Origin of the sequence: Serratia sp. HRI (genome assembly GCF_010119335.3) — a bacterium.
Taxonomy (GTDB): domain Bacteria; phylum Pseudomonadota; class Gammaproteobacteria; order Enterobacterales; family Enterobacteriaceae; genus Serratia; species Serratia nevei.
In genome coordinates this window covers 1661586-1686426 of the sequence record NZ_CP083690.1, presented here as the reverse complement: position 1 = coordinate 1686426, position 24841 = coordinate 1661586, and the positions used below count along the sequence as shown (strand labels likewise).

The 24841-nt window shown below is 60.3% G+C and carries 27 protein-coding genes and 1 pseudogene; 18 read left to right on the top strand and 10 right to left on the bottom strand.

The features are described 5' to 3' along the window. Window positions 1–53: 53 nt before the first annotated feature. Entirely contained in the window at window positions 54–1157 is a 1104-nt protein-coding gene (locus GF111_RS08260) for a DUF1615 domain-containing protein (RefSeq protein WP_080490776.1), read from the top strand. Between the two features lie 53 nt (window positions 1158–1210). On the opposite strand, the gene GF111_RS08255 is transcribed toward GF111_RS08260, so the two are convergent. Next, window positions 1211–2890: an alpha-keto acid decarboxylase family protein gene (locus GF111_RS08255; protein WP_102779637.1), complete on the bottom strand. Its 1680-nt coding sequence runs from the start codon at window positions 2888–2890 to the stop codon at window positions 1211–1213. A gap of 673 nt (window positions 2891–3563) precedes the next feature. Between GF111_RS08255 and GF111_RS08250 the strand changes: the two genes are divergently transcribed. From GF111_RS08250 to GF111_RS08235, 4 genes are all read left to right on the top strand, one after another. Then, window positions 3564–4043 carry a universal stress protein gene (locus GF111_RS08250; protein ID WP_038873156.1) on the top strand — a complete coding sequence of 160 codons (480 nt, stop codon included), beginning with the start codon at window positions 3564–3566 and terminating at the stop codon, window positions 4041–4043. Between the two features lie 156 nt (window positions 4044–4199). Continuing rightward, window positions 4200–4790: a lipid IV(A) palmitoyltransferase PagP gene (gene pagP / locus GF111_RS08245; RefSeq protein ID WP_038873159.1), complete on the top strand. Its 591-nt coding sequence runs from the start codon at window positions 4200–4202 to the stop codon at window positions 4788–4790. A gap of 126 nt (window positions 4791–4916) precedes the next feature. Next, complete coding sequence (locus GF111_RS08240) at window positions 4917–5405, top strand: DUF2501 domain-containing protein (protein ID WP_015376789.1); 489 nt, start codon at window positions 4917–4919, stop codon at window positions 5403–5405. A gap of 49 nt (window positions 5406–5454) precedes the next feature. After that, on the top strand, window positions 5455–5718 hold the full coding sequence (locus GF111_RS08235; protein WP_004940597.1) for a DUF333 domain-containing protein: 264 nt from the start codon (window positions 5455–5457) through the stop codon (window positions 5716–5718). A gap of 35 nt (window positions 5719–5753) precedes the next feature. Here the strand turns inward: GF111_RS08235 and GF111_RS08230 are convergent, their stop codons facing one another. Together GF111_RS08230 and GF111_RS08225 are read right to left on the bottom strand one after the other, a co-directional pair. Continuing rightward, window positions 5754–6371, bottom strand: coding sequence for a hypothetical protein (locus tag GF111_RS08230; protein ID WP_047728779.1), 618 nt, complete (start codon window positions 6369–6371; stop codon window positions 5754–5756). A 106-nt stretch (window positions 6372–6477) separates the two neighbouring features. Beyond that, a complete protein-coding gene (locus tag GF111_RS08225) occupies window positions 6478–7167 on the bottom strand; it encodes a ZIP family metal transporter (protein ID WP_047728778.1) in 690 nt (229 codons plus the stop codon). 138 nt (window positions 7168–7305) lie between these two features. Between GF111_RS08225 and GF111_RS08220 the strand changes: the two genes are divergently transcribed. Then, entirely contained in the window at window positions 7306–8088 is a 783-nt protein-coding gene (locus GF111_RS08220) for a DeoR/GlpR family DNA-binding transcription regulator (RefSeq protein ID WP_047728776.1), read from the top strand. A gap of 5 nt (window positions 8089–8093) precedes the next feature. Beyond that, window positions 8094–8477 carry a VOC family protein gene (locus GF111_RS08215; RefSeq protein ID WP_047730786.1) on the top strand — a complete coding sequence of 128 codons (384 nt, stop codon included), beginning with the start codon at window positions 8094–8096 and terminating at the stop codon, window positions 8475–8477. Here the strand turns inward: GF111_RS08215 and GF111_RS08210 are convergent, their stop codons facing one another. Continuing rightward, window positions 8478–9386 (bottom strand): LysR family transcriptional regulator, encoded by a 909-nt coding sequence (locus tag GF111_RS08210; protein WP_055317001.1) that lies wholly within the window; start codon window positions 9384–9386, stop codon window positions 8478–8480. Between the two features lie 125 nt (window positions 9387–9511). On the opposite strand from GF111_RS08210, the gene GF111_RS08205 reads away from it, so the two are divergent. The 5 genes from GF111_RS08205 (at window position 9512) to GF111_RS08185 (ending at window position 12487) form a co-directional block, all read left to right on the top strand. After that, complete coding sequence (locus GF111_RS08205) at window positions 9512–10393, top strand: pirin family protein (RefSeq protein ID WP_038873171.1); 882 nt, start codon at window positions 9512–9514, stop codon at window positions 10391–10393. Between the two features lie 117 nt (window positions 10394–10510). After that, window positions 10511–11137: an isochorismate family cysteine hydrolase YcaC gene (gene ycaC, locus GF111_RS08200; RefSeq protein WP_004928476.1), complete on the top strand. Its 627-nt coding sequence runs from the start codon at window positions 10511–10513 to the stop codon at window positions 11135–11137. A 154-nt stretch (window positions 11138–11291) separates the two neighbouring features. Then, window positions 11292–11621 carry a hypothetical protein gene (locus GF111_RS08195; RefSeq protein ID WP_047728774.1) on the top strand — a complete coding sequence of 110 codons (330 nt, stop codon included), beginning with the start codon at window positions 11292–11294 and terminating at the stop codon, window positions 11619–11621. 75 nt (window positions 11622–11696) lie between these two features. Further along, complete coding sequence (locus tag GF111_RS08190) at window positions 11697–12149, top strand: thiol-disulfide oxidoreductase DCC family protein (protein ID WP_038873175.1); 453 nt, start codon at window positions 11697–11699, stop codon at window positions 12147–12149. An 86-nt stretch (window positions 12150–12235) separates the two neighbouring features. Further along, window positions 12236–12487, top strand: a complete 252-nt coding sequence (locus tag GF111_RS08185) for a hypothetical protein (protein WP_033642017.1) — start codon at window positions 12236–12238, stop codon at window positions 12485–12487. On the opposite strand, the gene GF111_RS08180 is transcribed toward GF111_RS08185, so the two are convergent. The 3 genes from GF111_RS08180 to GF111_RS08170 form a co-directional block, all read right to left on the bottom strand. After that, complete coding sequence (locus GF111_RS08180) at window positions 12478–13026, bottom strand: GNAT family N-acetyltransferase (protein ID WP_147191223.1); 549 nt, start codon at window positions 13024–13026, stop codon at window positions 12478–12480. The two genes, GF111_RS08185 and GF111_RS08180, sit on opposite strands and share 10 nt — an antisense overlap. A 95-nt stretch (window positions 13027–13121) precedes the next feature. Beyond that, window positions 13122–13811: a DUF2076 domain-containing protein gene (locus tag GF111_RS08175; RefSeq protein ID WP_224217827.1), complete on the bottom strand. Its 690-nt coding sequence runs from the start codon at window positions 13809–13811 to the stop codon at window positions 13122–13124. 125 nt (window positions 13812–13936) lie between these two features. Further along, complete coding sequence (locus tag GF111_RS08170; RefSeq protein ID WP_147191221.1) at window positions 13937–14722, bottom strand: helix-turn-helix transcriptional regulator; 786 nt, start codon at window positions 14720–14722, stop codon at window positions 13937–13939. Window positions 14723–14839: 117 nt separating this feature from the next. Between GF111_RS08170 and GF111_RS08165 the strand changes: the two genes are divergently transcribed. Then, window positions 14840–15610: a class I SAM-dependent methyltransferase gene (locus tag GF111_RS08165; RefSeq protein WP_055312114.1), complete on the top strand. Its 771-nt coding sequence runs from the start codon at window positions 14840–14842 to the stop codon at window positions 15608–15610. 57 nt (window positions 15611–15667) lie between these two features. Here the strand turns inward: GF111_RS08165 and aqpZ are convergent, their stop codons facing one another. Further along, window positions 15668–16363, bottom strand: a complete 696-nt coding sequence (aqpZ, locus tag GF111_RS08160) for an aquaporin Z (protein ID WP_147191219.1) — start codon at window positions 16361–16363, stop codon at window positions 15668–15670. A gap of 426 nt (window positions 16364–16789) precedes the next feature. On the opposite strand from aqpZ, the gene GF111_RS08155 reads away from it, so the two are divergent. Continuing rightward, window positions 16790–18151 carry an esterase-like activity of phytase family protein gene (locus tag GF111_RS08155; RefSeq protein ID WP_048232809.1) on the top strand — a complete coding sequence of 454 codons (1362 nt, stop codon included), beginning with the start codon at window positions 16790–16792 and terminating at the stop codon, window positions 18149–18151. A gap of 198 nt (window positions 18152–18349) precedes the next feature. On the opposite strand, the gene GF111_RS08150 is transcribed toward GF111_RS08155, so the two are convergent. Next, the gene (locus GF111_RS08150; RefSeq protein WP_038873188.1) at window positions 18350–19525 is read right to left on the bottom strand and encodes a low temperature requirement protein A; all 1176 of its coding nucleotides are present in this window, start codon (window positions 19523–19525) and stop codon (window positions 18350–18352) included. 310 nt (window positions 19526–19835) lie between these two features. On the opposite strand from GF111_RS08150, the gene GF111_RS08145 reads away from it, so the two are divergent. After that, entirely contained in the window at window positions 19836–20120 is a 285-nt protein-coding gene (locus GF111_RS08145) for a YdgH/BhsA/McbA-like domain containing protein (RefSeq protein ID WP_038873191.1), read from the top strand. A gap of 240 nt (window positions 20121–20360) precedes the next feature. After that, window positions 20361–20918 (top strand): class I SAM-dependent methyltransferase, encoded by a 558-nt coding sequence (locus tag GF111_RS08140; protein ID WP_060434004.1) that lies wholly within the window; start codon window positions 20361–20363, stop codon window positions 20916–20918. Here the strand turns inward: GF111_RS08140 and GF111_RS08135 are convergent, their stop codons facing one another. Then, the gene (locus GF111_RS08135; protein WP_147190107.1) at window positions 20919–21380 is read right to left on the bottom strand and encodes a GNAT family N-acetyltransferase; all 462 of its coding nucleotides are present in this window, start codon (window positions 21378–21380) and stop codon (window positions 20919–20921) included. 215 nt (window positions 21381–21595) lie between these two features. Between GF111_RS08135 and GF111_RS08130 the strand changes: the two genes are divergently transcribed. Both GF111_RS08130 and GF111_RS08125 read left to right on the top strand, forming a co-directional pair. Next, the gene (locus tag GF111_RS08130) at window positions 21596–22711 is read left to right on the top strand and encodes an ABC transporter substrate-binding protein (RefSeq protein ID WP_055317008.1); all 1116 of its coding nucleotides are present in this window, start codon (window positions 21596–21598) and stop codon (window positions 22709–22711) included. Next, window positions 22704–24829, top strand: a pseudogene (locus GF111_RS08125) (TonB-dependent siderophore receptor). Before GF111_RS08130 ends, GF111_RS08125 begins: the two are co-directional and overlap by 8 nt. Window positions 24830–24841 lie beyond the last annotated feature (12 nt).

The following is a 24841-nucleotide window of genomic DNA, read 5'->3' as shown; positions in this document are numbered from 1 at the left end:
GCGGCGGCTGGGCTAATTTCAGTGCTGTTCATGTCATCACGTTCAGGGAAAAGATGCCGATATCTCGTTTATTCCACCCGACGCCCTTCCGTTGGCTGAGCCTGGCCGCGCTGCTGGCGCTGGCGGGCTGTACCAGTAAAACCCCCACCACGGCGCCGGCGGCGCGCCCCGCCGATGTCAAAGCCCGACTGATGACGCTGATCCCGGCCAACGCCGGCGATCGTCAGGGCTGGGCTACCGATATTACCGCCGCCTTTGCCGCGCAGGGTATCGAGCCGAGCGATGAGAACCTGTGCTCGGTGCTGGCGGTGACCGAACAGGAGTCGACGTTCCAGGCCAACCCGAAGGTGCCGGGGCTGCCGAAGATCGCCTGGAAGGAGATCGATCGCCGTGCCGATCAGATGCACATCCCGAACTTTTTGGTGCACACCGCGTTGAAGATCTCGTCGTCGAACGGGCAGAGCTACAGCGAGCGGTTGGATAAGGTGCGCACCGAGAAGGATCTGAGCGATATCTTCGATGACATGATCGACCGCGTGCCGATGGGGCAGAAGCTGTTCGGGCATTTAAACCCGGTACATACCGGCGGCCCGATGCAGGTGAGCGTCGCCTTCGCCGAGGCGCACGCCAAAGGGTACCCTTATCCGATCGACGGCTCGATTCGCCGCGAAGTCTTCAGCCGGCGCGGCGGTATGTACTTCGGCATTATGCATTTGCTGGGGTATCCGGCCGATTACAGCCGGCCGATTTATCGCTTTGCCGACTTCAACGCCGGCTGGTACGCCAGCCGTAACGCGGCGTTCCAAAACGCGGTCAGCCGGGCGAGCGCGATCCCGCTGGCGCTGGACGGCGATCTTATCGACTTCGGCAGCGATAAGCCCGGCTCGACCGAGCTGGCGGTGCGCACGCTCGGCAAGCGCCTGAACATGAGCGACAGCGCCATTCGCCGGGCGCTCGAGAAAGGCGACACGGCCGGCTTTGCCGACACCGACCTGTATAAGAAGGTCTACGCGCTGGCGGGTGGCAAGCTGCCGCGTGAGATGCTGCCGGGTATCCAGCTGGAGAGCCCGAAAATCACCCGCAAGCTGACCACTGCCTGGTTCGCTAAGCGGGTGGACGAACGCCGCCAGCGCTGTATGGCGCGCGCCGGCGGATAATGACATAAAAAAACGCCGCCGGTGGCCTGAACCACCGGCGGCGCGACCGCGCCTCAGGCACTGCGTCGTGGGTTGGTCAGGCCGAAGTTAAAGCTGTTGCAGCGATTGCAGAACTCTTTCATCACCGGCGGCGTGTCCATCATCGGCACTTTCACCTCGATAAACGCCAGCCGATCCTGCCGCGAGGCGCGTTCCAGGGCCATTTCCAGCTGCTGCGTGGTCTCCACCGCCACGCTGAACGGCTGCGCCTGAGTATTCAGCACCGCCGGCAGTTTGGCGTAGTCCCACGGGCCGATGTCGTTGTAGGACGAGTTTTCGCCGAGGATATACCGTTCGATGGTGTAGCCGTCGTTGTTGATCAGGAAGATGATCGGCTTTTGCTCGCAGCGCAGCAGGGTAGACACTTCCTGCGCGGTGAGCTGGAAGGAGCCGTCACCGATGAACAGCAGGTGCCGGCGCTCCGGCGCCGCCATCAGGGTGCCGAGCAGCGCCGGCAGGGTATAGCCGATCGAACCCCAGATCGGTTGGTTGACCACCTTGACGCCGCCGGGCATGCGCATGCCGCCGATGGCGGCGCCCGAGGTGCCGTTTTCCACCACCACCACGTCATCCGCCCGGATAAATCGCTGGATCCGTTGCCACAGATAGGCCTGATCGATGGGGGTATCGCTCGGCGTCGCCAGCTTCTCACGCGGATCGGGCAGCGGCGCCAGGGGCTGTACCGGCGTGTCTTCACTCAGATCCAGCAGCGCCTGCAGCAGATCCGCCGTTGCCACCGCTGGGTAGGAGGTGTTGTCCAGCTTCAGCGAGAACGGCTGGATATCCACCTGAGCGGCGGCGGGAATTTGCTGCGAGAAATAGCCGGTGGTGGAGTCCACCAGACGCACGCCGAAGCTCAGCACGCAGTCCGAGTGGGCCATGCGTTCATACAGTTCGGGGCGCGACAGGTTGCCGCTGTAGCCGCCCATCCAACCGGCGGTATCTTCCGGAATAATGCATTTGGCGGTCGGCATATTGGTCAGCGGAATGGCAAAGCGATGAGCGACCTCGATCACCCGCTGCTGCAGCTGATAGCGATCCACCATTTGGTCGACCAACATGATTGGGCGCTGCGCGCGTTTTATTTTGGTTAACAGCGCCATCGCTGCCAGTTGCACATTGTATTTATCGCTGGCCGGCAACTGCGGCGCCGCTGCGGCTGCGGTGATTTCAATTTCGACGTCGCAAATATCGGAAGGCAGCTGTAAATAGACTGGTTTCTTCTCTATCCAGGCGCGGGAAATAACGCGCGGAATTTCCTGCGCGGCATTTTCCGGCGTAATCAAGGCTTGAGCAACGGTGAATTGTTTAAAACAGTTCATGACGTTGTCGAAATTGCCGTCGCCCAGGGTATGGTGCAATAGCTGATGATTCTTCATCGCGTGCAGCGGCGGCGTGCCGGCAATGCAGATCACCGGCGAGGATTCGGCATAGGCACCGGCGATGCCGGACAGCGCGGCCAGATCGCCGACGCCGTAGGTGACGATCAGCGCGCCGGCGCCTTTCATTCGGGCGTAGCCGTCGGCGGCGTAGGCGGCGTTCAATTCATTGCAGTTGCCGATAAACGCCAATCGGTCGTCGCTTTCCAGCAGCTCCAGCAGGCTGAGGTTATAGTCGCCGGGCACGCCGTAAATACGATCGACGTTCAGGGTGTGAAGCTGTTGCAGAATGAATGACCCGATAGTTATTTTCATTGATTGCTCCGGATTATTTATCTTTTTTTGTCAGGCGAAAATCAGCAAAAATAAATTGCTGGCGATGTTGTGTCGTTAGCTTTAACAGTTATTTAAAGCGTCGACTTGTTCAAGACAGGGTTGGCAGCCGGAAAATGGGCGGTTTGTATTCGGCGCTTTACGCGATTGAGTAAGACATAAAAAGTAGGGGTATTGTGTATTGGCGTGCGGCGGTATTTTTCCTTGATGGAATATCAGCAGAGAAACGGCGCCGCGTTGGCATTGGTCATGATGCAGGGGGAGTTTACCGGTACTTTTGATGCCGCGTTAAATCCTGCCTGGCGGTACCCGGCAGTAAGCCTGGAAAAGAAAAGCCGACGCTGACGCAAAGGGGGATTTTGGTGATCTGCCGCACGCTTATTTCAAGAAACCATCCAGTAACCAATTAAAAACAAAAAATTAACAAGGATCGTTTTTTATTCGTCGGTTTCCGTCAGCTTTACTTGACGGGGACGGCGGTGCGCGCCACGTCGGGCCGGCGTTAAAATACGCCGCCACGGGGGTTAAGATAACGTGGAGGCCATCACATTCCGTGGGAAGTGATACGTAAACTTTTCTCTACGTGCGCGCAGATGGCGTATACCTACCAAAGAGGGCAGTGCCTCAATGGCACTGACCAACGGGGGAAAGAGCGATGAAAAGCTATCGACACATTCTGGTACTGATTCACGATGAGCGCGATGGGCTGCCGTTGCTGCGTCAAACGGTGGCGATGGTGGGCGGGCTGCCGATCGCCATCACCGTCGGCCACCTTAACGCCGACTATGCGGAGCTGGAGTACGGCAGCGATGCGCTGGTCAAAGATCGCCAGGCGCAGGAGGTGATCGCCGCCAAGGCGATGCTGAGCCGGCTGGTGAGCGCCGTCGAGGCGCCGGTTGCGGTCAAGGAAATCGTCACTATCCGGCGCTTTAAGGACGTCAGCGATTTCATTCATCAGGCCGGTATCGATCTGGTGGTGGTCGGGCACCAAAATCGCCTGTTCGGTCTCTATTCCTCTTATTCCCTGGAGTTTGTGAACCGTCTCGATGTCGATGTGTTGGTCAAGCACCTTGCCCGCGAGTCGTGTGCGACAAAGCGGATTTTTCCCACGGCTTTGCCGCCCGAAAGGCGATAGCATACGCAGGCCGGTGCAACCTGTTAAAAGTTATCGGGAATTTTCCGGTGCTAAACTTAACCAAAGCATAACGGGCGTTGGATAAATTAGATACAGCTTGATCTTGCCTGGGCTATCGGTAAAAATCTGCGGCCGTATTTTTACAGGAGCTTTACGATGTTTCTCAAACGGACTCTTTTGGCATGTTCTCTGGCGTTGATATTTCCTGCACTGCCTTCTTACGCTGAGGTTGGTACAGAAAGTGGCAATACCGCGCAGGCTGAAAAACCGGGTCTATGGCAGCGTTTTACCCATAACGTGGCGGAGACCTGGAACAACTCGCCTAACCACGATCTCTATATCCCGGCCATCACCTGGCACAACCGTTGGACTTACGACGACGAGAAGATCGATAAGTACAACGAGCGCCCGTGGGGGGCCGGCTACGGTATCTCCCGCTACGACAGCGACGGTGACTGGCACGGCATCTACATCATGGCGTTTAAGGATTCCTTCAACAAGTGGGAGCCGATCGGCGGCTACGCCTACGAGAAGATCTGGCGCCCGCTGGATGACAAGGATTTCCGCCTGGGGCTGGGCTTCACCGCCAGCGTCACCGCGCGTGACAACTGGAAATACATTCCTATCCCGGCCCCGCTGCCGCTGGCCTCTATCGGCTATCAGCGGCTGACGTTCCAGGCGACCTACATTCCCGGCACTTATAACAACGGCAACGTGTTCTTCGCCTGGCTGCGCTGGCAGTTCTAAATTTCCTGAATTCCGAAAAACGGCGCGGCGGCGAGATAAAAGGAACTTGTCGCCGCCGGCGGCGTCGGAAGGGTATCCCGGCGCGCTGCGCCGATCGCATGCCGTTATTACAGGAGTTTCACCACTATGATCACCAAACATCGTTTACTGCTGGCCTTGGCGCTGTCCGCTACCTTGGCCAGCGGCGCCACCCAGGCCGCCGGGCTGATGGATTCCCTCAGTAGCGCGGCGGGTGAACTGAGCAAGTCGGGCGGCGACAGCAGCGGCGGCATGTCGCTCTCCTCGCTGACCGGCCTGTTGAACGGTGGCGACAAGGCGTTGAGCTCCAGCAGCATGACCAATGCCGCCGGTATCCTGCAGTACTGCGTGAAAAACAACGTGCTGTCGGCTAACGGTGCCGAAGGGGTGAAAGATCAGCTGCTCAGCAAGCTGGGCATCACCAGCACCGAAAACGCCAAGAGCCAGGATTATCAGCAGGGCCTGGGCGGCTTGCTGCAAACCGGCGAAGGCAAGAGCCTGGATCTGAACAGCCTGGGCACCTCGCAGATCACCGAGAAGGTGAAACAAAAAGCCTGCGATCTGGTGCTGAAACAGGGCAAATCCTTTATTTCATGATGAGCGAACGGCGGAGCGCTCCGCCGTTCTTTTTGCATAAGCTGGAAAAATGAAAAAAACGTTGATGCTTTCCCTGTTGGCAGGGATGACGATGTTGCAGGGGTGTTCCGTGAAATCCAACGATGCGCCGCCACCGCCGCAGGTGAAACCGATCGGCATGGCGAACCCGGCCGACGTGTATTGCACCCAAATCGGCGGCAAGCTGAATGCCAAAGAGAACGCGGCAGGCCAGTATTCCACCTGTACCTTGCCGAGTGGGCAGGAAATTGAAAGCTGGGAACTGTTCCGCCGCGATCACCCGGTGAAAAAGTAACCCTCGCGGCGCCGGCTCTTCCGCCCGGCGCCCGATCAGAATTGGCGATCCCCTATCGACTGCAGCTGCAGGCTGCCGTCTTTTTGTAGCGTCAGCGGCATGCGCCAATCGCTCTGTTTATCCAGGTTGAACGGCCGGGAGCGGAACATGCAGCCGGTCTTGATGTTCTTGATTTTCATGACGTGTTCCGCGTCCGCATTGATTTTCACCTCGAAGCTGCCGGCGGGCGGAATAAAGACTTCCGCCAGCTGTTGCGGCGCCGTCGGCGTTTCCAGCTTGACCAGCACCGCGAAATCGTTGCCCTGATTATCCAGCGTCAGCCGATGCAGACCGGTCGCGGGCAGCCGCGTCGGCTGATGCAGATAACCGGCTGAGGCGGGCCACGGCTGCCCGGCATTGTCGTGCAGCGGCCCGCCGCACTGTTCACGCGCCTCGCGCAGCGGCATTTCGCGCTTTATCGCGCGGTTGTAATCGGTGGGGGCGGCGAGGCTGAACTCGTCGTCATATTGGTGAGCGCGCAGATAGCGCTTGGCGCCGAGCACCGCGATGGCGACCAGCATAAAGAACAAAAATATCCTCAGGCGATTTTTAAAAATCAGCCCGAACAGCTTCCCGGGGAGTTGAAACAGCCACCTTGCGATCGTCAATAACATCGTTTTCCCTTTACGCCCAAGCCGTTACGTCTGCGGTAACTTTGCCTGCCTCAGTATAGCCAAAGCGTTGCCTCCGGGCGGCATGCGCCATGAAATTCCTGCTTTTTTACCCCAAACCTTCCTCTAACAGCAACAGCAGCAGGAAGCCGGCAAAGAACATCGCGGTGGCGAACGGTGTCTCTTTTCCGCCTTCATGCGCTTCGACCAGCAGCTCTTCGGTGACCAGGTAGAGCAGGGCGATCAGGCCAAAGGCCAAAAAGGCGGTCAGCCAAAATGCGCCCAGCATGGCCACCGGCGCCCCCAGCAGGCCACCGATAGGCAGCAGCAGCGCCAGGCCGACTATCGCCGCCATGGCCCGCAGCCGCCTGCCGAGAAAGTCTTTCAAATCGCCGACGATCGACAACCCCAGGAACAGCACTTCCAGCGTTAACGCCAGTGTCAACAGCAGACCGGCCTTGGCGCCAGCCGCGAAGGCAATACCCAGCACCAGCCCATCGATAAAGATATCGACGCCGACCGCGGCGATAAAACCGACCGGCCCCTGCGCTTTTTCACCCAGCTGCCTAACCAGCAGCATTAACAGCACCCCCGCAGCGCCGCCCAGCAACACGGCCACAGGCGACTGCTGCTTGAGATCGGGCAGGATTTCGGTGGCGGCGGCGGCGAAAACGATGCCGGCGGTAAAGTGATGGATGACGCGCATCGTGGCGGCACCGGGGCGGCGATAGAGTGCCACCGCAGCGCCGATGACGGTGGCTGCGGCGGGAAACAGCGTATAAAGCACGGCGGAGGTCATCGCGTCATAATCCCTTATCGGTGATGTCACTCTCAGTCTAGACGAGTGCCGCCGCTTCAGCGTGGCGAAAAAAATGATTGTTCGATTGTGTACGTTTATGTACATTCGCGATCACTTTAGCGTCACCGGATTTACGCGATGTCCAAACTGTTACCGAATGAACGCCACCAGGCCATTCTCGACGCGCTTCGCCAACAGGGGCGGGTGCTGGCCCTGGAGATGGCGCTGCGGTTGAATACCACCGAAGCCACCATCCGCCGCGATCTGCGCCAGCTGGCGGCGCAGAACCTGTGTAAACGTATCTATGGCGGCGCGCTGGCGCCGACGCCGGCCGAAGGCCCCGTTGCGGCGCGCATGGCGCTCAGCGGCGATGAGAAGCTGACGCTGGCGCAGACCGCGCTGGGGTTGATCGGTGAAGAGCAGCTGATCTTCCTCGATGCCGGCAGCACCCACCTGTATCTGGCGGATCTGTTGCCGCGCGATCGGCGTTTGACGGTGGTGACCAATGCATTGAGCATCGCCGGCAAAATGCTGGAACGGCCGGGGATCCGCACCATCCTGATCGGCGGTGAGCTGGATGCGCAGGTCGGCGGCTGCGTGGACGCCAAGGCGGCGGAAGAGATAGACGGTTTCCACTTCGATCTGGTGTTCACCGGCATCTGCGCCTACGACCCGGACGGCGGCTTCTCCGCGCTGAGCTACCAGGACGCCACCTTCAAAAAGCGGCTGCTGACGCGCGCCGGCAGCGTGGCGGTGCTGTGTACCCGCGACAAGCTCAATACCTACGCCCCTTACCCCTTCCTGCCCGCCGGGCGGGTGGATCATCTGGTGACGGCGCGCGGCGTGCACCCGCAGCTCGAGCTGCAGGTGGCGCAGGGCGGCGGCCAGGTTTGGCACAGCGATTTACCGACCGGAGAATGATGATGATGAAAATAGCCCATGTTGCCCTGTGGACCCGTGATATCGACGCGCAGCTGGCGTTTTGGCAGCGCTATTTCAACGGTGAGGCGGGTGAGGAGTACGTCAGCCGCAACCGGCCGGGGTTTGTTTCCCGTTTCGTCAGCCTGGCGGCCGGGCCGACGCTGGAGATCATGCGCGTGCCGACGCTGTTGCCGGCGCCGGCCCAGGAAGAACGGGTAGGCTGGGCGCACATCGCGCTGTCGCTGGGGGATGAACGGCAGGTCGATCGATTGGCGCAGCGTGCGCAGCAGGAGGGTATCCTGCAGTCCGCGCCGCGCTGGACCGGCGACGGCTTCTATGAGGCCGTCATCCGCGATCCGGACGGCAACGCGATCGAAATTACCGCCTGATCACTCCTCTTCGATGCTGGCGAACTGCTCGCCCAGATAATCGAGCAGCAGCCGCACCGCCGGCAATAAACCGCGGCGCGACGGGTAGACCGCATGCACCACACCGCCCTGCGGCTGCCAGCCGGGCAGCAGCTGGACCAGTTCGCCGCGCAGCATGTCGTCACGCATCATCATCGCCGGCAGCTGAACGATGCCGGCGCCGGCGATGGCGGCGGTGCGCAGCATCAGCATGTCGTCGGTGACCAGCCGCGGCGTGTGTTCCCACTCGATCCGTTCACCCTGCGGGCCGGTCAGCCGCCATTGGTGCTGAGCGCGCGCCGGGCCGAGATCGAGCGTCGGGTATTTACGCAGGTCTTCCGGCGTGTGCGCCGGCCCGAGGGTGCGCACCAGCGCCGGGCTGGCGGCGACGCACCAGGTGCGCTGCGCCAGGATCTTCAGCACCAGATCGCTGTCTTCCAGCGGCGGCGGCCGCACGCGGATCGCCAGATCCAACCCTTCCCCCACCACGTCCACTCGGCGGTTGGTGGCCTCCAGATGCACCGTCACCTTCGGATAGTCGGCCATAAAGGCCGCCACCATGTTGCCGACGCGGGTGTGCAGGATCGCCACCGGGCACGACATGCGCACCGTGCCGCAGGGCTCTGCGCGCGTCTGTTCGATCGCCTGCTGCGCCGCTTCCGCTTCCACCAGCATCGCCTTGCAGTGCGCGTAATAGTTTTGGCCGACCTCGGTCACCGAGAAACGCCGCGTCGAGCGCTGGATCAGGCGCACGCCCAGCCGCTCTTCCAGCAGCGCCACGCGGCGGCTGAGCTTGGATTTGGGAATGCCCAGCGCCCGGCCGGCGGGAGCAAATCCCTGGTGATCGACCACGCTGGCGAAGAAAAACAGATCGTTCAGATCGGTCAGCATCGTACCCCTTATCGTTCTACCAGTAGAACGCTGAGTGTACATCTTGCCTACTACTGCAGCAAACCCCGGCAGATTAAACTTCTGCCATCAACTTAAGGCCGTGAGGTCTGAAACGGGAGTTCAAGATGAAAAAAATCCTCGGTATTCACAACAGCCCGGAAGCACATTGGGTCGGTAACGGTTTCCTGGTGAATTCGCTGTTCTCTTATAACGATTTGGGGGCGGAAATGAGCCCGTTCCTGCTGCTGGATCATGCGGCGCCAACCAAATTCCGCTCTGCCTCCGGCACCCGCGGCGTGGGTCAGCATCCGCATCGCGGGTTTGAAACGGTGACCATCGTCTATCAGGGCGAAGTGGAACACCGCGACTCGACCGGCAGCGGCGGGGTGATTGGCCCCGGCGACGTCCAGTGGATGACCGCCGCCTCCGGCATTCTGCACGAAGAGTTCCATTCGCGGGACTTCTCGCGCAAGGGCGGCACCATGGAAATGGTGCAGCTGTGGGTCAACCTGCCGGCCAAGGACAAAATGGCCGAGCCCGGTTACCAGACGCTGCTGAACGCCGATATTCCGGTGGTTCCGCTGGCGGACGGCGCAGGGCAGGTGCGAGTGATCGCCGGTGACTTTGGCGGCCACGCCGGCCCGGCACGCACTTTCAGCCCGCTCAACGTGTGGGATATGAAGCTGAATGCCGGCCACACCACCACGCTGACGGTGAAAGAAGGCCATACGCTGGCGCTGGTGATGCTGCACGGCGCGATCCTGGTCAACGGCGAAGAGGTGGTGCGCGAAACCCAAATGGTGCGTTTCGACCGGGCGGGAGATTCGATCACTATTGAAGCCAACAACGACGTCGCGCTGCTGGTGCTGAGCGGCGAACCGATCGATGAGCCTATCGTCGGCTACGGCCCGTTCGTCATGAACAGCGACGCGGAAATCCAGCAGGCGTTCCGCGACTTCAACAGCGGCAAGTTCGGCAGCATGAACGCCGAAGCAAGCGCCGGTTGACCTTGGCGCTTGGGACGGGACGTGTTCCCCGGCTCAGGCGCTACACTTAAACCTCGACGCCCCGTCCCAGCGGCGGGGCGTTTCATCCGCAACATCAACCCCCACAGGAGTAAAACTATGACTGCAAATTATAAGCGCCTCGACAAGGACCAGGCCGCCGTATTGCTGGTGGATCATCAGGCAGGGCTGCTTTCGCTGGTGCGCGATATCGATCCCGATCGGTTTAAAAACAACGTGCTGGCGCTGGGTGATTTAGCGAAGTACTTCAATCTGCCGACCATTCTGACCACCAGTTTCGAAAACGGCCCCAACGGCCCACTGGTGCCGGAGCTGAAGGCCCAATTCCCCGATGCCCCTTTTATTCCTCGCCCCGGTCAAATCAACGCCTGGGACAACGACGACTTCGTCAAGGCGGTAAAAGCCACCGGCCGTAAACAGCTGATCATCGCCGGTGTGGTGACCGAAGTGTGCGTGGCATTCCCGGCGCTGTCGGCGCTCAATGAAGGCTTTGAGGTCTTCGTGGTGACCGACGCCTCCGGCACCTTCAATGAGTTGACGCGTCAGTCGGCCTGGAGCCGCATGGAAGCCGCCGGCGCGCAGCTGATGACCTGGTTCGGCGTCGCCTGCGAGCTGCACCGCGACTGGCGCAACGACATCGAAGGCCTGGGCACGCTGTTCTCCAACCATATCCCGGACTACCGCAACCTGATGACCAGCTATAACACGCTGACGAACGGTAAGTAACACGGCGGCCCTTTACGCCACCTTTTGCCTTTCATCACGTTAGACGCGGGATGTAAGCAAAACGTAGCGGGGCGAAAAGGTAGCGAAAAGCGGCTTTCTCATGGGCCGGGGGCGGGGTAGCGTAATCCCGAACCCGGCAAATGAGGCTAATTCAATGAAACAAGCAATCAAGATCCTGGCGCTGCCCTGCATGGGCATGGCGCTGTTGTTCAGCGCGAGCGCGATGTCGGCCCCCGAGGCGCCTGCGGCCAAAGCGTTGCCGCCCGCGGCGGATGAACCGATGCGCATGCCGTCTTTCCCGGGCGGGCACCCGCCCAAACCGGGGTTCTGCCACGGCGGCGAACTGTTCTGCGCCACCTCGGCCAGCGACAATCCGGTGGAGACCATCAACAAACTGACGGCGGTGATCCCGGCGGGCAGCGCCAAGCATTACGAGGTGCGCGTCGCGGTGGTGGCCGTGCCTGACGCCCCGCCTGCGCCTTAACGGGCCCTGTCATCCCGCTCTGGTTCGCACGCTCAAGGCGCGTTAGGCTAAGGCGAGCGTTTATCGGGAGGCGGGATGACCCTTTTAGCACAACTGCCCTATCTCCAGCCCGGCGAGTGCGCGCTGTTGTTCGACGGCGAATGCAATCTGTGTCACGGGCTGGTGAGGTATCTTATTCGCGCCGATCGGCAGCGGCGCATTCTGTTGGCGACGGTGCAATCCGTCGAAGGGCAGGCGATCCTGCAGGCGTTTGGGTTGCCGACCGACCGTTTCGATTCCGTGGTCTATGTTGAGCAGGGGCGTTATTGGCTGCGTTCGGCGGCGCTGTTCCAGGCGTTGCGCCAATTGGGGTGGCCGTACCGCGTGCTGGCGCTGGCGCGTTACCTGCCGCCGCGGCTGGCGGACAAGGTCTACGATGCGGTCGCCGGCAATCGCTACCGGCTGTTTGGCCGCAACGACGGCACCGGTTTGCCGGGCGCCGACCAGCCCGGGCGCTATCTGCCCAGGCGGCGGGAACCGCCGGCCTGAGCTTTACGCTTCTTTACCATCCAACCGCTTGAAATATCAGCACTCCAGCTCCATATAATGGAACGTTCAGCCAACAAGGAGCGCGTATGGGAATCAGTGAAGAAGAGCACATCCGCCGTTTGACCCAGGAGAAGAACGACATGGGCAATACGGCGAAATGGGTGGCGATCGTTTCCGCCGTGTACTTTGCCTTGATGGTGTTTTACGGCCACCCGACCGGCGTATTGGCGATGTCGGGCGCGGTGTTCATCGTTTCTACCGCCACCTGGCTGAAAAAACGTCAGAAGGTCAAATCTTACCGCATGGCGTTGGCCAAAATCAGCGACGATCAGCCCTGATAGTCGCCGCGCTTTAGCGTATACACCAGGCTCGGCGCTGCGCCGGGCACGTCATCCAGCGTATCCACCCGCTGCATGCCAATCTTTTCCAGCACCCGCCACGAAGCCTGATTCTCCGCGCGCACAATGGCAGAAATCTCACCCAGCTCCAAACCGACAAACCCGTATTGCAGTGAAGCCAGCGCCATCTCGGTGGCCAGCCCCCTGCCCCACACCCGGGGGTCGAAGCGATAGCCGAGGTTAACGGTGCGCTGCGCGCCGAGCGGCTTCCAGGACAAGCCGCCAAAACCGATAACCCAATCCGGCCGTTCGCGCAGGGCGAGCGCCCAGGAGCCGTAGCCGTGTTGCCGCCAGACGGCGAGCCGCTCCTGCAGCGCCGAAGCGGCCTGCGCTTCGCTGGTGAGCGGGCCGGCGGGGTTGAAGCGTTGGGTTTGCGGATCGCCAAAGATGGCGTAGAAACGTTCGAGGTCCGCCATCACCGGCGGCCGCATCTGCAGGCGCTCGCTGAAGTACGGGGCTGAAGGATTAAAGCTCGGCATCGTTTCTCCCGGCCGGATCAATGAACAGCGTTCACTGTAGTCCAGATCGGCGAAACGGGAAATCCCCCTCTGCGGGTGAGAGGGGGAGAGGGGCATTACAGGAAGGAGTCGTCGTCGTCGTTGTAATCGTCGTCGGCGTAGTCCGTGTCATCCTGGTAGTTGGCGTTCTGGAAGCCGTTGTCCTGATTCAGGAAGCTGCCGCCGTCGCCGTTGTTGAAGGTATCAAGGTTGTTGGAGGCGTCGAAATTGTGCATCGCGCTGTCGTCCAGCGGCGCCGGGTTTTCTTCGATAATATTCACGATTTCCTGCGGTTGCGAATGGCGGAACATGCCGGTCAGCATGTCGGCCAATACCACGCCGCCGGCGACGCCCGCCGCGGTTTGCAAAGCCCCACCCAGGAAGCCGCCGGCGCGCGAAGGTGCCGCCTGCTGCGGTTGGGCATAGGCTGGCTGCTGCGCCTGATACTGTTCACGCGGGCTTGGCGTACTGCGGCTGCCGCCGCCGAACAGGCCGGCCAGGAAGCCGCCGCTGCTCTGTTGGCCGTTGGCGGTTTGCTGCAGCTGCGCGACCTGGGCTTCCAGCTCTTTGACCCGCTGGTCCATCTGTTTGAGCGCCGCTTCCTGAATGATCATTGCCTGCGCCATGTAATAAGGGGCGGAAGGCTGCTCGCGAATATGCTGATTGATTTGCTGCTCTGCCTGGAGATCCCGTGGGCCTGTCTTGGTCTCGGCTTCTTTCAGGCGGCCAAACAGACCATCGATAAGGCGTTGTTCTTCGGATTGCATAGGCGTACCTCGGGAGATAAATAACGGTGCTGGATGATCGTTGTCATCGGTAGCAATCACCCTAGCGCGTTTGCATGAACCAATAAATAAATGGCGGGTAAACCTGTCTATGAATTTGTTACCAATTACGGCAGCGGGATCAGCATCACCAGCTTCAGCCCGCCGTGCTCCGCCGGATGGAAGATGAGCTGGCGATAGCGCAGCGCTCCTTGCTGAGGGTGCTCGAACGCGCGCTCGCCGCCTTCGCGCGCCATCACGTCATGCTGTTTCCACCAGTGATTAAAGTCCGCGCTGTTGTGCGTCATGTTACGCACGAAGGCGCGCATCTCTTCGGTGTTTTGGTGATGGCTGGTCTCGGCGCGAAACTCGGCCACCACGCGGCGGGCACGTTCTTCCCAATCGCTGACCAGCGTTTTCGCCAATGGGTGGAAGAACATGAAGTGCAGCAGGTTGGGGCTGTTGGCCACATCCAGCCAGCCGCTGAACAGCGCCGCCGCCTGCGGGTTCCAGGCGACGACGTTCCAGGTCACGTCCAGCAGGTAGCAGGGCACCGTCATCTGGTGCACGCTCTGCAGCACCGCATCGTTGGCGGTTTCGCGGTGCGTTTCCTGCTCGGGATCGGCGACGCGCGCCAGGGTAAACAGGTAGTGACGCTCTGCCGGGCCGAGCCGCAGCGCCTTGGCGATGCGTGCCAGCGTATAGGGGGAGATGGACACCTCGCGCCCCTGTTCGATCCAGGTATACCAGGTGGCGCTGATGCCGCTGATTTGCGCCAGCTCTTCGCGCCGCAGGCCGCTGGTGCGGCGGCGCGAGGAATTGGGCAGGCCGAGCATTTCCGGCGTGATGCGCTCGCGGTGCGCGCGCAGGAATGCGCCGAGGGCCTTTGGCCCGGATAAGGCTTCTGATGACATAGCGTGGTACCTATTTATACCAGGATAACTGCTCATATTGTACCCGTATAGTAGCCTGATTATAGTAGCCGAAAGCCTTCAGGCACAGGCGCAAGCCGGATAATAACGGGAGCAAACATGAGCATCAGCAACAGCCATAAAAACGCGGTAGACCGGCAGTTCGGCGAGCAGGCCAACGCCTACTTAACCAGCGCGGTGCACGCGCAGGGCAAGGATTTGCAACGCCTCACGCAGTTACTGGAACCGCACGCCGGCGCGCGCCTGCTCGATCTGGGCTGCGGCGCCGGGCACGCCAGCTTCACGGCGGCGGCCAGGGTGGCGCAGGTGGTGGCCTACGATCTGTCGGCGCAAATGTTGGCGGTGGTGGAGCAGGCGGCGGCGGAAAAAGGCCTGAGTAACATTCAGCTGCAGCAGGGCGTGGCGGAGTCTTTACCGTTTGAGGACGCCGGCTTCGATCTGGTCATCAGCCGCTATTCGGCGCACCACTGGCACGATGTCGGCCAGGCGCTGCGTGAGGTCAAGCGGGTACTCAAGCCGGGCGGCAGAGCGATCTTCATGGACGTGGTCTCGCCGGGGCATCCGCTGCTGGATACCTACCTGCAAACCGTGGAAGTGCTGCGCGACACCTCACACGTGCGCAACTATGCGCCGGGCGAGTGGCTGGCGTTATTGACCGAGGCCGGGTTGGTGGTGCGCGAGGTGACGTCGGACCGGTTGATGCTGGAGTTCGGCAGCTGGGTGGCGCGCATGCGCACGCCGGCGCATTTCGTTACCGCGATCCGCGCGCTGCAGCAAAGCGTGTCGCAGGAGGTCGCGGCGCACTTCGCCATTCAGCCGGACGGCTCCTTTACCAGCGATATCATGATGTTTGACGTGACGAAGGGCTGAAAACAACGGGGCAGCCGATGAAGGCTGCCCCATGAAACGCTATCGGCTGCGATGCGCTTATTTTTTGTCTTCCAGCAGGCAGCGGTAGATCAGGCCGCCGATAATGCCGCCGACCAGCGGCACCAGCCAGAACACCCACAGCTGGTGCAGCGCCCAGGTGCCCTGGAAGATCGCTACGCCGGTGCTGCGCGCCGGGTTGACGGAGGTGTTGGTTACCGGGATGCTGATCAGGTGGATCAGCGTCAGCGTCAGGCCGATAGCCAGCGGGGCAAAGCCTGCCGGCGCGCGCTTGTCGGTCACGCCATGAATAACGATCAGGAAGAAGGCGGTCAGCACCAGCTCAATCACGATTGCGGCTTGCAGAGAGTAGCCGCCTGGCGAGTGTTCGCCGTAACCGTTGGAGGCGAAACCGCCTGCGGTGGCGTCGAAACCGGCTTTGCCGCTGGCGATCAAATACAGCACCGCCGCTGCGGCGATACCGCCGATCACCTGTGCGATAACGTAAGGGATCACGTCTTTCGCCGCGAAACGGCCGCCGGCGAATAAGCCAACGGTAACCGCCGGGTTAAAATGCCCGCCGGAAATATGGCCGACGGCATAGGCCATCGTCACCACGGTCAGACCGAAAGCGAGCGCGACGCCGAGGAAACCAATACCCAGCTGTGGGAATGCCGCTGCCAATACTGCGCTACCACAACCACCAAACACCAACCAAAATGTGCCAAAAAATTCAGCAAAAAGTCGCTTTGACATAGATTCCATCCTGCGGAATAGACTAACGGGCGTTAGCACTGAAAACTATAGAACAGCTTTTTCAGTTCATGCAGATATTCTATAGAATTTTCTTAATGCACCTTGAATAACGGCGGTATTAAATCCCCGGCATTTTATTTTGTCTATGAGAAAAGCGCCGTTTTTCACCGTGTTGACGTGCGTTTGCCGATTTTTTTATCTTTGCTATAAGAATTTACCCTAAGCAAAATAGCGGGCTATTTCCGGGCAGTTTTTTCCAGCCGTTTTCTCCATTCAATATGCTCAGGTTAATTGCTAATTTCTATTTGCCAGCCAACCTTATTGCCTGGTGTACATTTGACCAAACGCCTGTTGTCATCTCAGTGTCATGCTAAATTAATATCTTCTTCTGCCTGATAACGCTTCGTTCAACCTCGGGTAAAAAACATGAAAATAAAATCGCTCTCCCTGCTGTTGGCTTCACTGTTTCCTGTATTCACCTACGCTGCAGATATTGAGGTGGCGCGTTATGTGGTCGGCTTCCCCGGCGGGGAACGCGTCGCCTATCAGGGGGCGTTCGCCAAGAATTTCCCGCAGGGGCTACCGGTGGGGATCGGCTCCGGGCTGACGTTCAATAGCAAGCGGGGCGACGATCTGGTGCTGACGACGCTGACCGATCGCGGCCCGAATGCCGATGCCCCTGCGGTGGGCAAGCAAGAAGCCAAAATTTTCGCCAACCCACAATTCGTGCCTCTGTTGATGGACATTCGTATCGGCGGCGGCAAGGCCGTGGCCGAGAATGCACGGCCCTTGCATGACGAAAAAGGGCCGATTAGCGGGCTGCCGTTGCCGGGCGAGCTGATTGGTTCCACGAACGAAGTGGCGTTGAACGACGCGTTGCAGCCGCTGTCCGGCGATCGCCGCGGGTTGGATACCGAAGGGGTGACCGGTGACGGCAACGGCGGCTATTGGCTGTGCGATGAGTACGGTCCGTTTCTGATCCATATCGACGGCAAAGGTAAAATTCTCGCCAAATACGGCCCAACGCCGCAGGCCGGCGAGCAGGCGGTGGCGGGCGGTTTGCCGAACATCCTGAAGTGGCGCCAGCCCAACCGCGGTTTTGAGGGGCTGACCCGGATGCCGGACGGGCGCATTCTGGCGGCGGTGCAGAGCACGCTGGATGTCGATGGCAAAAGCAAAAACAAGGCGCAGTTTACCCGGCTGGTGAGCTTCGATCCGCGCAGTGGCAAAACCGCTATGTACGGCTATCCCATCGATATCGACAGCTATAAAAAAGCCAAAGACGCCAAGATTGGCGATGTCGTGGCGTTGGACAACCAGCGCATCCTGTTGATTGAACAGGGAACCGGTAAAGATAAGACGATGATCAACAAGATCTATCTGGTGGATCTCGCGCAGGCCAGCGATCTGAGCGCGTTTGACGGCCAGGGTAAAGCGCTGGAGTTCGACGATGCGAAAGATCTCGCTAAACGCGGCGTGAAGCTGGCGCAGAAACGGGAAGTGGCGGATCTGCGCCAGTTGGGCTGGCGCCAGGAGAAAGCGGAAGGGTTGGCGCTGATCGACGATCGCACGCTGGCGGTGATTAATGACAACGATTTCGGCCTGCAGGCCAAGCTGGTGGACGCATCGCCAAAAAGCAAGAAAATCGGCGATTATCAGCTGGAGAAAGAAGGGCGGCTGAGCCTCGACGGCGACAAGACCAACGCCCGTATCGAATTGCGCCCGCTGGAGCAGCCGGAGTCGCTGAGCGAGCTCTGGGTGCTCACCTTGCCGCATCCCTTGAAGTGAGACAGCGGGGGCGATAGCGCCCCCGTCAGACCGTTGACAAAGGAGGAAAAAACGTGGTTTTTCCTCCTTTGTGGCCATCAGCCGAAAATCAATAAATTGATTTTCCTTGTTTTTTTATCCGCTGCTCTCTGCAAACCCGGCAATGGCATGAGGTTTGTCATCAATCTCACAGCGGGGGCGGTGACGTCCCCGTTTGCTTCAGGCTTCCGCGTGCCGCCGCGGCGCTCTGCCGCGCGAGATGCTCTCCCACACCGCCACTACCACCATGATCAGCGTCGTCAGGCCATTGACCATCAGCAGATCGGTTAAATAGGCGACGGGGGCCAATACCGCCAGCGCCAGCAGCCCCACCAGGTGTGACAGCGGGAAGCGATGATACACCAGCCGTTTATACAGTGCGTTGGCGAACAGGTAGAGTGCCGGCCCGAGCAGCAACACCGCCGCCGTGGCGTTTTGGATGCGGCCGTCGGGATGGGCGATCACCAGCTCGTTGGCCACGGCGCAGACGATGATCGCCCCCACCAGCGCGACGTGCACGTAATGGAAGTAAGCGCCCAGCTGGCCGGGGTTTTCCGCCTGGCTGATGGCGTGGCTGCCGGCTTTGCTGCTGGTGTCGAAGTAGATCCACCACATCGCCAGGCTGCCGAGAAAGGCCACCAGCGAGGCGATGAGCACCGGCAGGTTCCAGCTTTCCATCTCGCTCAGGGTGGCGCCGGTGATCAGAATGGTTTCCCCCAGCGCCACGATCACGAACAGCTGGCAGCGCTCCGCCAGATGGTGACCCTCGATGCTCCATTCGCTGCTGCTGTCCGAGCGCCCCAGCACCGGTAGCCGGAAGCCGAACATCGGCGAGACGTATTCGCACAAGACCGCGACCGCCCACAGCGCCAGGCGGGCGTTGCCTTCCGCCAGCCCACCGGCGATCCAGAAGACGGCGGAGATGCACAGCCAGCCGAGAATGCGGTGAAAGTTTCGTTTTAACGGATGACCGGGCACCAGCAGGCGCAGCACCGTGACGGAGCGCCCGACCTGAATGGCGACATAGAACAGCGCGAAGATCAGGCCGCGCTCGCCGAACGCCTGCGGCAGTGCGGCGGCGGCGAACAGCCCCAGCAGCATGATAGCGAACAGCAGCAGGCGGATCTGACGGGTATCCGGATTGAACCAGTTGGTGACCCAGGCGGTGTATTGCCAGGCCAGCCAGACGGCGAACCACAGCAGCAGGGTTTCCAGCGCACCGGTCAGCGTCAGGTGGTGCAACAGATAGTGGGAAAGTTGGGTCACGGCGAAAACGTAGATCAGATCGAACAGCAGCTCGGAAAATGAGACCGACGCGCCCTGACCGTCACGCACACGCAGCAGGTTTTGCGACATAAGCGTTCTTCCTTAAAAGGGTAAGCCACAAAATTCAGCGTAGCTCAGCGCGCTCCGGCGGGTAAAAAATCTTAAATAGACGCGGCGCGCATTCTTTATCACGCGCCGTCTTTAATTGTTCATCAAATAGGGGTAAGGTGAAGCCTATAAAGTCATTCTCGCCTGAAAATACACACCCGCTCTCATTTCCTCCTTATTCTCCTCACAATGATTGATGTTCTTTACGTTGCATGACGTCCGTTTTCATTGGCTAGCGGATAATTAACATCACTGACAACGAGCTAATAAACAAGAACACCTGGAGTCAATCATGAAACTTATCCCAAGCATCGCAGCCGTATTGATCGCCGCCGCTTCCTTCTCCACTTTCGCCGCGCCGCTGTCGTCGGTGAAACAGGTCAACAGCGAACAGGCCGCCAATCTGCAAAGCCTCGGTGTGGTGTCGGTTTCCGGCATTAGCGGCTCACCGCATGACGCCATTCACGCCCTGAAAGAAAAAGCCGCGGCGGACGGCGCCGGCCATTACCGCATTATCGGCCTGGACACCCCCGGGGATTCCAGCAACTGGCGCGGCAATGCGGAAATTTATCGCTAAGCGTTGGCTTTTTACTCTCTGGCTACGGCAACGTGGCCAATAAAATAAACGGTCGTAATAATTATCTGATAGGGCGCACGTGGGCGGCTTATTTTCAGGTCATTATTACGGCCGTTTTTCATTTTTCCGCTGCGGCTGAGGTTGCATTTTATTACAACTGTGTCCGCCGCTTTCGGAATCATGTTAATGAATACTTAAGAAATTCGGCTCACATTGAGGGCTTAACCCAAGGAGGCCTCAATGTTAAATGCGACCCGGCTGCAACTGATGAATCACTTCGCTTACCTGCAGCAATTTATGGCTTCACCGCGCACCGTCGGTACGCTGGCGCCTTCTTCCCCGTGGCTGTGCCAGGCGATGCTGAACCAGGTTGAATGGACCCGGGCGCTGTCGATCGCGGAGCTGGGCGCGGCGGACGGCGTATTGACCAAACGCATTCTGGGACGAATGCGCGCCGATGCGGGGCTGGAGGCTTTCGAGATCCAACCGCATTTCGTGCATCGGCTACGGGGGATAGACGATCGGCGGCTACAGGTGATGGCCCATTCGGCGACCCAAATGGCCACGGATTACGACGTGGTGTTTTCCTGCCTGCCGCTGCTGTCGATTCCGGTCAGGATCAGCGTGCGCATTCTTCAGCAGGCCCGGCAGCGGCTGCTGGCGCGCAACGGCACGCTGGTGCTGTTCCAATACAGCCACCTGTCGGAAAAATTGCTGTCCCGCTATTTTCACTGGAAGCGCCTGCGGGTGGTGCGCAATTTCCCGCCGGCGCTGGTGTATGTCTGTACGCCACGTTAACTACAGCGTTTTCACCATCACCACCACGTCTTCGTCATACTGCCGCCGGCGTTCCAGGGGCTGCCAACCCCAGCCGGCGTACAGCGCTTCCGATTTGTCGGTGATGAGATGCAAAATCGAATGATGGCGCTGCCGCGCCGCTTCGACGATCGCCATCTCCAGGCGGTGGGCAATGCCCTTGCGGCGGTGATCGGGATGCACGAAGACGCCGGCCAGCCACGGGGTGAGATCCTGGCGCTGATGATCGTCGCTGGGCCACAGGCTGGCCATGCCCACCGGGCGATCGCCGTCGATCATCATCAACGTCAGATGATCGTCGCTCGGCCGGCGGCATTGGGCGAAGCGCTGCTGGGTGCGCTCCAGCGATCCGCCGTGCTGTGAGCCCCACTGGCCGAAGGCCCAGGCGGCGCACACATCGGCAAACTGCGGGCACTCCGACAGCGGAATAATGCGTTGACCCATGGATGTCTCTCTATTTTGGTGGTTTCCGCTCTATTTAACCGATTTCCTCGCCATTTTTTTAACTTTTTAAAGCCGCTCTTTTAGCGGTTTCGCCATGTTTCGCCGTGCGCCCGGCGCCATTTCCCGGATTTCTTTTGGCAATCGCCGTGCAGGATTGCAAGTGCTAATGAGAGTGATTATCATGCGCACACTATTTCCCCCGTGTCGGCTCAATCATGCGCAATTCACTCATTTTACTGCTGCTTTCCCTGTGCTTCGGCGTGTTCTCCGCTCAGGCGAAGACGGTGACCGATATCACCGGCCGCCAGGTCGTGGTGCCGGACAACCCGCAGCGCATCGTGGTGGGGGAAAGCCGCATGCTGTATACGCTGGCGCTGCTGGAGCCGGGCAACCCGGCGCAGCGCATCGTCGGCTGGCCGGCGGATCTGGCGCGGTTCGATGCGCAAAGCTGGCAGCTCTATACGCAGAAGTTCCCGCAGATCGCCGCGATCCCCATTATCAGCGGCAATAATTTCCGCCAGGTCAATATTGAAAGCCTGCTGCAGCTGAAGCCGGATCTGGTGATCCTGGCGCGCTACGCGCGTGAAGACGGCGACAACGATCTGCTGGTTTCCGCGCTGAACAAGGCCGGCGTGGCGGTGATCTACGTCGATCTGCGCATCGATCTGCTGAACAACACCGTGCCGAGCGTGCGGCTGTTGGGCGAAGTGCTCAATCGCCAGCAGCGCGCCGAGCAGTTCATCGAATTTTATCAGCAGCATATGGCGGTGATCCGGCAACGGCTGGCGGGCTATCAGGGGCCGAAGCCCAAAGTGATGCTGCACCTGCATCTGGGGCGGCGTGACACCTGCTGCACCACCGCCGCGCACGGCAACCTCGGCGATCTGCTGACCTTCGCCGGCGGCGACAACATCGCCAACGCCAGCGTCAAAGGGGTGTACGGCGAGCTGAACCCGGAAACCATCCTGAGCGCCAACCCCGACGTTTACCTCGCCACCGGCATGGCCGGGCCGCAGGGCAAGCGGCTGTCCGATCTGCGCCTCGGGCCGCAGGTCAGCCAACAGGACGCCGCCGACAGCTTCCGCCGGCTGATCGCCACACAGCCGATGCTGGCCAGCCTGCAGGCGGTGAAGCATCACCGCGCCTGGAGCGTCTGGCACAACTTTTACCTCAGCCCGTACCACGTGGTGCTGGTCGAGATGTTCGCCAAAGCGTTTTACCCGGATCTGTTCGCCGACATTAACCCGCAGCAGACCTTCCAACAGCTGTATCAGCAGTTTTTGCCGTTACCTTTTTCAGGGACCTATTGGAGTCAGTTAGATAATGAATAACAACAAGCGCGGCTGGTGGTGCGCATTGCCTTTGGCGGCCTGCGCGACATCGCCGACGTGGGCGGCGGAGAAAGCCGCGCCGCAGGAAGAGAGCCTGGTCGTGGTCGGCCGCAAAGATGCCGACGGCGTGCTGAGCTATCAGCCGTTGACCAGCGTCACCGGCACCCGCAGCGAAACCAACCTGTTGAACGTGCCGCAGGCGATCGACGTGGTGCCGCAGCAGGTGATTACCGATCAGGCGGTCAGCAGCCTGGACGAAGCGCTGTACAACGTCAGCGGCATTACCCAGGCCAACACGCTGGGCGGCACCCAGGACGCGGTCATGAAACGCGGCTTCGGCGACAACCGCGACGGCTCCATTCTGCGCGACGGCGTGCGCTTGGTGCAGGCGCGCAACTTTACGCCGACCACCGAGCGGGTGGAGGTGCTCAAGGGGCCGGCCTCGATGCTGTACGGCATGGGCGAGCCGGGCGGGATGATCAACATGATCACCAAAAAGCCCCAGCTGCAGCAGCATACCCACGTGGAAGGCTGGGGCAGCAGCTTCAACGGCGGCGGCGGCCAGCTTGACGTTACCGGGCCGCTCGGTACGTCGGGGTTTGCCTATCGCATGATCGTCGATCACGATGAAACCGATTACTGGCGCAACTTTGGCCGCAATCGCCAGACGGTGATCGCGCCGTCGTTGATGTGGTACGGCGAGAACACCACCGTGCGCTTGGCCTATGAACATATGGAATATCTGGTGCCGTTCGATCGCGGCACCATTATCGATTCGCGCAACGGCAAACCGGTGAATACGCCGCGCGATCGCCGTTTCGACGAAGCCTATAACGCCACCCGCGGCGATCAGGACAGCGTCACTCTGCAGATCGATCAAACGCTCAACGAGCGTTGGAAAAGCTCGCTGACCTACGCCTACAGCCGCAACAGCTACAGCGACAACCAGGCGCGCGCCACGTCGTTGAACCCGGTGAGCGGCGTGTTGAGCCGCCAGGCCGACTCGACCGCCAACGCCGTCAGCCACGCCAACGCGGTGCAGCTGACGCTCAATGGCGACGTGGACTGGGGCCGCATCAACCACCAGATGCTGTTCGGCTTCGATTTTGAAGATAACCGCACCTACCGCGGCGACATGATCCGCGGCAAAAAGAACAGCGATTTCAATATCTATCATCCGGTATACGGCCTGATGCCGCCGTCGACGGCGGTCAGCGCCAAAGACAGCGACCAGCGGGAAAACCTCACCAGCTACGGTTGGTTTATGCAGGACTCCATCCAGCTAACCGATAAATGGCTGGTGATGGGCGGGCTGCGTTACGACGCTTTCGATGTCTATGCCGGCAAGGGGCGGCCTTTCCAGGCCAATACCGACAGCTCGGACAGCAAGTTGGTGCCGCGCGCCGGGGTGGTCTACAAACTGACGCCTTATGTGTCGCTGTACAGCAGCTATACCGAGTCGTTCAAGCCGAACTCTTCCATCGCCACCCAAATTGGTTCGCTGCCGCCGGAGCAGGGCAAGTCGTGGGAAGTCGGTGGCAAGCTGGCGTTGCCGAACGGCGTCACCGGCACGCTGGCGCTGTTCGACATCACCAAGCGCAACGTGATGGTCAATGAGAGTTGGTGGAGGGCGAAACCGTGACGCGCACCGCCGGGCGCGTGCGTTCGCAGGGTGTGGAGCTGGACGTAGCCGGTAACCTCACCGATTCGCTGAGCCTGATCGGCTCCTATGCGTATACCGACGCGCGGGTGGTGGACGATCCGGACAACAAAGGGAAAGAGATGACCAACGTGGCGCGCCACACCGCCTCGCTGTTCCTGACCCAGAACCTGGGCAGCCCGGGTTTCTACAGCGGCGATGAGGTACGCATTGGCGCCGGTGCGCGCTACGTAGGACGCCGCCCGGGTGACGCTGCCAACAGCTTCTCCCTGGATAATTACACCGTTGCTGATGCGTTCGCCGCTTACACCATGCCGATCAACGGCTATCGGGTGAAATGGCAGCTGAACGTGAAGAACCTGTTCGATAAAACCTACTACCCGTCCAGCGGCGGCAATTTGCGCGTGGCGGTGGGGGAACCGCGTGAGGTGGTGCTGCGCGGCAGTATCGATTTCTAAGCTACGGGCGGT

Coding starts and splice junctions, on each gene's coding strand:
- GF111_RS08260 (WP_080490776.1), top strand. CDS start 54: ATGCCGATATCTCGTTTATTCCACCCGACGCCCTTCCGTTGGCTGAGC.
- GF111_RS08255 (WP_102779637.1), bottom strand. CDS start 2,890: ATGAAAATAACTATCGGGTCATTCATTCTGCAACAGCTTCACACCCTG.
- GF111_RS08250 (WP_038873156.1), top strand. CDS start 3,564: ATGAAAAGCTATCGACACATTCTGGTACTGATTCACGATGAGCGCGAT.
- pagP (WP_038873159.1), top strand. CDS start 4,200: ATGTTTCTCAAACGGACTCTTTTGGCATGTTCTCTGGCGTTGATATTT.
- GF111_RS08240 (WP_015376789.1), top strand. CDS start 4,917: ATGATCACCAAACATCGTTTACTGCTGGCCTTGGCGCTGTCCGCTACC.
- GF111_RS08235 (WP_004940597.1), top strand. CDS start 5,455: ATGAAAAAAACGTTGATGCTTTCCCTGTTGGCAGGGATGACGATGTTG.
- GF111_RS08230 (WP_047728779.1), bottom strand. CDS start 6,371: ATGTTATTGACGATCGCAAGGTGGCTGTTTCAACTCCCCGGGAAGCTG.
- GF111_RS08225 (WP_047728778.1), bottom strand. CDS start 7,167: ATGACCTCCGCCGTGCTTTATACGCTGTTTCCCGCCGCAGCCACCGTC.
- GF111_RS08220 (WP_047728776.1), top strand. CDS start 7,306: ATGTCCAAACTGTTACCGAATGAACGCCACCAGGCCATTCTCGACGCG.
- GF111_RS08215 (WP_047730786.1), top strand. CDS start 8,094: ATGAAAATAGCCCATGTTGCCCTGTGGACCCGTGATATCGACGCGCAG.
- GF111_RS08210 (WP_055317001.1), bottom strand. CDS start 9,386: ATGCTGACCGATCTGAACGATCTGTTTTTCTTCGCCAGCGTGGTCGAT.
- GF111_RS08205 (WP_038873171.1), top strand. CDS start 9,512: ATGAAAAAAATCCTCGGTATTCACAACAGCCCGGAAGCACATTGGGTC.
- ycaC (WP_004928476.1), top strand. CDS start 10,511: ATGACTGCAAATTATAAGCGCCTCGACAAGGACCAGGCCGCCGTATTG.
- GF111_RS08195 (WP_047728774.1), top strand. CDS start 11,292: ATGAAACAAGCAATCAAGATCCTGGCGCTGCCCTGCATGGGCATGGCG.
- GF111_RS08190 (WP_038873175.1), top strand. CDS start 11,697: ATGACCCTTTTAGCACAACTGCCCTATCTCCAGCCCGGCGAGTGCGCG.
- GF111_RS08185 (WP_033642017.1), top strand. CDS start 12,236: ATGGGAATCAGTGAAGAAGAGCACATCCGCCGTTTGACCCAGGAGAAG.
- GF111_RS08180 (WP_147191223.1), bottom strand. CDS start 13,026: ATGCCGAGCTTTAATCCTTCAGCCCCGTACTTCAGCGAGCGCCTGCAG.
- GF111_RS08175 (WP_224217827.1), bottom strand. CDS start 13,811: ATGCAATCCGAAGAACAACGCCTTATCGATGGTCTGTTTGGCCGCCTG.
- GF111_RS08170 (WP_147191221.1), bottom strand. CDS start 14,722: ATGTCATCAGAAGCCTTATCCGGGCCAAAGGCCCTCGGCGCATTCCTG.
- GF111_RS08165 (WP_055312114.1), top strand. CDS start 14,840: ATGAGCATCAGCAACAGCCATAAAAACGCGGTAGACCGGCAGTTCGGC.
- aqpZ (WP_147191219.1), bottom strand. CDS start 16,363: ATGTCAAAGCGACTTTTTGCTGAATTTTTTGGCACATTTTGGTTGGTG.
- GF111_RS08155 (WP_048232809.1), top strand. CDS start 16,790: ATGAAAATAAAATCGCTCTCCCTGCTGTTGGCTTCACTGTTTCCTGTA.
- GF111_RS08150 (WP_038873188.1), bottom strand. CDS start 19,525: ATGTCGCAAAACCTGCTGCGTGTGCGTGACGGTCAGGGCGCGTCGGTC.
- GF111_RS08145 (WP_038873191.1), top strand. CDS start 19,836: ATGAAACTTATCCCAAGCATCGCAGCCGTATTGATCGCCGCCGCTTCC.
- GF111_RS08140 (WP_060434004.1), top strand. CDS start 20,361: ATGTTAAATGCGACCCGGCTGCAACTGATGAATCACTTCGCTTACCTG.
- GF111_RS08135 (WP_147190107.1), bottom strand. CDS start 21,380: ATGGGTCAACGCATTATTCCGCTGTCGGAGTGCCCGCAGTTTGCCGAT.
- GF111_RS08130 (WP_055317008.1), top strand. CDS start 21,596: ATGCGCAATTCACTCATTTTACTGCTGCTTTCCCTGTGCTTCGGCGTG.